This window comes from Cryobacterium sp. Y82 (assembly GCF_002929495.1).
In the GTDB taxonomy this organism is placed as follows: Bacteria; Actinomycetota; Actinomycetes; order Actinomycetales; family Microbacteriaceae; genus Cryobacterium; species Cryobacterium serini.
Map to the genome: position 1 here is coordinate 1 of NZ_PJJJ01000009.1, position 3,603 is coordinate 3,603.

Consider the following 3,603-nt stretch of genomic DNA (forward strand, 5'->3'; position numbering starts at 1 on the left):
TGTTTCTAAGTTAAGTCCGGCGGTGTCCTACTCTCCCACAGGGTCCCCCCTGCAGTACCATCGGCGCTGAGAGTCTTAGCTTCCGGGTTCGGAATGTGACCGGGCGTTTCCCTCTCGCTATAGCCGCCGAAACATCTTGCGATGAATCGATTCTATATTATTTAGTTATATAGAGCTCCCCTTGACAAGGAGCGTTGTTCTCGACCGTACATCGAGAACCACATAGTGGACGCTAAAGCAGCTTCTTCAAACTGAGTGTTATCAAATTATCGGCTTATTAGTACCGGTCAGCTTCATGGGTCTTTAGTCCCCACTTCCACATCCGGCCTATCAACGCAGTAGTCTAGCTGCGAGCCTCTCCCCCGAAGGGATGGAAATCTCATCTCGAAGCCGGCTTCCCGCTTAGATGCTTTCAGCGGTTATCCGTTCCGAACGTAGCTAATCAGCGGTGCTCCTGGCGGAACAACTGACACACCAGAGGTTCGTCCATCCCGGTCCTCTCGTACTAGGGATAGATCTTCTCAAATTTCCTGCGCGCGCAGCGGATAGGGACCGAACTGTCTCACGACGTTCTAAACCCAGCTCGCGTACCGCTTTAATGGGCGAACAGCCCAACCCTTGGGACCTACTCCAGCCCCAGGATGCGACGAGCCGACATCGAGGTGCCAAACCATGCCGTCGATATGGACTCTTGGGCAAGATCAGCCTGTTATCCCCGAGGTACCTTTTATCCGTTGAGCGACAGCGCTTCCACAAGCCACTGCCGGATCACTAGTCCCGACTTTCGTCCCTGCTCGACTTGTCAGTCTTACAGTCAAGCTCCCTTGTGCACTTACACTCGACACCTGATTACCAACCAGGTTGAGGGAACCTTTGGGCGCCTCCGTTACTTTTTAGGAGGCAACCGCCCCAGTTAAACTACCCACCAGGCACTGTCCCTGAACCGGATCACGGTTCGAAGTTAGGTATCCAATATGACCAGAGTGGTATTTCAACAATGACTCCACCTGAACTAGCGTCCAAGCTTCACAGTCTCCCACCTATCCTACACAAGCCACACCGAACACCAATACCAAGCTGTAGTAAAGGTCACGGGGTCTTTCCGTCCTGCTGCGCGTAACGAGCATCTTTACTCGTAATGCAATTTCGCCGAGTTCGCGGTTGAGACAGCTGGGAAGTCGTTACGCCATTCGTGCAGGTCGGAACTTACCCGACAAGGAATTTCGCTACCTTAGGATGGTTATAGTTACCACCGCCGTTTACTGGGGCTTAAATTCTCAGCTTCGCCTTGCGGCTAACCGTTCCTCTTAACCTTCCAGCACCGGGCAGGCGTCAGTCCGTATACATCGTCTTGCGACTTAGCACGGACCTGTGTTTTTAGTAAACAGTCGCTTCCCACTGGTCTCTGCGGCCTTCGAACGCTCCCGGAGCAAGTCCGTTCACGCCTCAGGCCCCCCTTCTCCCGAAGTTACGGGGGCATTTTGCCGAGTTCCTTAACCACGATTCTCTCGATCTCCTTAGTATTCTCTACCTGATCACCTGAGTCGGTTTGGGGTACGGGTGACTAAAACCTCGCGTCGATGCTTTTCTTGGCAGCATAGGATCACTGATTTCACCCTTACGGGCTACCCATCGGGTCTCAGGCATCATGAACGACGGATTTGCCTATCGTTCGCCCTACATCCTTAGACCGGGTCAACCATCGCCCGGCTCAGCTACCTTCCTGCGTCACACCTGTTAATACGCTAACCGCACCAGCATAGGGTCGCACGCTAGGCCACACGCTTCACCCCGAAGGGATCCATCTAGGGGATTCAGATGCTTAGCATTACTGGATTAGCTTGGGCGGTTTTTCGTCAGTACGGGAATATCAACCCGTTGTCCATCGACTACGCCTGTCGGCCTCGCCTTAGGTCCCGACTTACCCAGGGCGGATTAGCCTGGCCCTGGAACCCTTGATCTTTCGGAGGACGGGTTTCTCACCCGTCTTTCGCTACTCATGCCTGCATTCTCACTCGTGTGGCCTCCACGGCTGGTTTACACCGCCGCTTCGCTGGCCACACGACGCTCTCCTACCCATCAACACGGCTGAACCAACACCACAAGGGTGTTAGCTAACCAAAAATATCAATGCCACAACTTCGGTGGCGTGCTTGAGCCCCGTTACATTGTCGGCGCGGAATCACTTGACCAGTGAGCTATTACGCACTCTTTCAAGGATGGCTGCTTCTAAGCCAACCTCCTGGTTGTCTGTGCAACTCCACATCCTTTCCCACTTAGCACGCGCTTTGGGACCTTAGTTGGTGGTCTGGGTTGTTTCCCTCTCGACGATGAAGCTTATCCCCCACCGTCTCACTGCTGCGCTCTCACTTACCGGCATTCGGAGTTTGGCTGACGTCAGTAAGCTTTTGGGCCCCATCGGCCATCCAGTAGCTCTACCTCCGGCAAGAAACACGCAACGCTGCACCTAAATGCATTTCGGAGAGAACCAGCTATCACGAAGTTTGATTGGCCTTTCACCCCTATCCACAGCTCATCCCCTCCATTTTCAACTGAAGTGGGTTCGGTCCTCCACGACGTCTTACCGTCGCTTCAACCTGGCCATGGATAGATCACTTCGCTTCGGGTCTAGGACATGCGACTGAATCGCCCTATTCAGACTCGCTTTCGCTACGCATTCCCCTCTCGGGTTAAGCTCGCCACATATCACTAACTCGCAGGCTCATTCTTCAAAAGGCACGCTGTCACCAGAACAAAGCTGGCTCCAACGGTTTGTAAGCAAACGGTTTCAGGTACTATTTCACTCCCCTCCCGGGGTACTTTTCACCTTTCCCTCACGGTACTTGTTCACTATCGGTCATGTAGGAGTATTTAGGCTTATCAGGTGGTCCTGACGGATTCACACGGGATTTCTCGGGCCCCGTGCTACTTGGGATACTTCTCGGGCGATTGCTGCATTTCGACTACGGGGTTCGCACCCTCTATGACCAGGCTTTCAATCCTGTTCGTCTATACAACGTTCTAACCCTTACCATTCGGTAGAATAGGCAGAAAAGTCCCGCAACCCCGACCATGCAACGCCTACCGGCTATCACACATGATCGGTTTAGCCTCATCCGGGTTCGCTCGCCACTACTAACGGAATCACTGTTGTTTTCTCTTCCTGTGGGTACTGAGATGTTTCACTTCCCCACGTTCCCTCTACCCGCCCTATATATTCAGGCGGGAGTCACCAGGTCACCTCACGGGCCTGGCGGGGTTTCCCCATTCGGACATCCTCGGATCACAGTTCGTTTATCAACTCCCCGAGGCTTATCGCAGATTACTACGTCCTTCTTCGGCTCTACATGCCAAGGCATTCACCGTTTGCTCTTAAAAATTTGAAATCACATGAGTTTGAATCGATTAAGTATCACCACTCGAAAGTGATGATCGAAATTGACCAATGATCTAATTGCTTAGATCTTTGTAATTGACCGCAGAATCCGAAGATCACTGCGGCAAATTTAAGATGCTCGCGTCCACTGTGTAGTTCTCAAAGTACGGGCGGTACCCTTCCCGCCGGCACGTCATGCCAACGAGAAAAAGTCCAGAAGAATCAGA

2 rRNA genes are annotated in these 3,603 nt (G+C 52.8%); both read right to left on the reverse strand.

From position 1 onward, the window contains the following. Positions 1 to 14: 14 nt before the first annotated feature. Positions 15 to 131 (reverse strand): 5S ribosomal RNA (gene rrf, locus CXY70_RS00070). Positions 132 to 257: 126 nt separating this feature from the next. Further along, positions 258 to 3,386: ribosomal RNA gene (locus CXY70_RS00075) — 23S ribosomal RNA — on the reverse strand. Positions 3,387 to 3,603: the final 217 nt, after the last annotated feature.